The organism is Hoeflea sp. BAL378 (assembly GCF_000759435.1).
Taxonomy (GTDB): Bacteria; Pseudomonadota; Alphaproteobacteria; order Rhizobiales; family Rhizobiaceae; genus Hoeflea.
Window position 1 is genome coordinate 1 of record NZ_JRJG01000220.1, and the last position, 840, is coordinate 840.

The following is an 840-nucleotide window of genomic DNA, read 5'->3' on the forward strand; positions in this document are numbered from 1 at the left end:
ACCTTCTCCACCCTGATCGGTGCGGCAGCGGTCACGCTGATGATGGTCCAGATCATCCTCGACGTCGCGCTGCGCAACCTGTTCCAGATCCCGGTTCCCGGCACCACGGCCATCGTGACCAGCTACTACATGCTGATCGTCGCCTATCTGCCGCTGGCGGTGGCCGAGCGGACCGACAGCCACATCGCCGTCGAGGTGGTGAGCCAGTTGCTGGGCGAAAAGTTCCAGGCATGGCTGCTGGCGCTGACCTGGCTCGTGTCCGCGGTGGTCGCCGGAACGATCGCCTACGCGCTGTGGCTTGAGGCGCTGAAAGCCTACAGCTACGGCTCCTTTGTCATCGAGCTCAACCGTTCCATCCCGATCTGGCCGGGATATTTCATCCTGCCCGCCGGGTTCGGTCTTTATGCGCTCGTGCTGGCCGTGCGGCTCGGCTGCGCCGTCACCGGCACGGACGAAGCGGACGCCTTCGGCGTGCCGGCCTCGGCCAAGGGCGACCTTCCCGTGGGAGAAGTCTAAGTGCAGAACGAAATCATCGGCCTTTACGGGATCGCCGCGCTGGTTGTCATGCTGCTCCTGCGCATGCCCATCGGCATCTCGCTGATCGCGGTCTCCTTCTCCGGCATCTGGGCGACGGTCGGGCTCCGGCCGGCCTGGGGCCTGCTGACTGCCGTGCCCTATGATTTTGCCGCCAAGTGGACGCTGTCGGCGATCCCGATGTTCCTTCTGATGGGATATATCTGCTTTCACTCCGGCCTCACCCGGGGCCTGTTCGACGCCTGCCGGGTCTGGCTGGTGCGGTTGCCGGGCGGCCTCGCCGTCACCTCCGTCTTCGCCTCGGCG

General features: G+C 65.5%; 2 protein-coding genes. Both read left to right on the plus strand.

Annotation, left to right across the window (positions count from 1 at the left end):
* A partial coding sequence (locus LL06_RS25395; RefSeq protein ID WP_052161910.1) for a TRAP transporter small permease occupies nt 1-516 on the plus strand: 516 nt, incomplete at its 5' end.
* The coding region (locus LL06_RS25400; RefSeq protein ID WP_035533675.1) for a TRAP transporter large permease subunit at nt 517-840 on the plus strand (324 nt) is incomplete at its 3' end. It lies immediately after the preceding gene.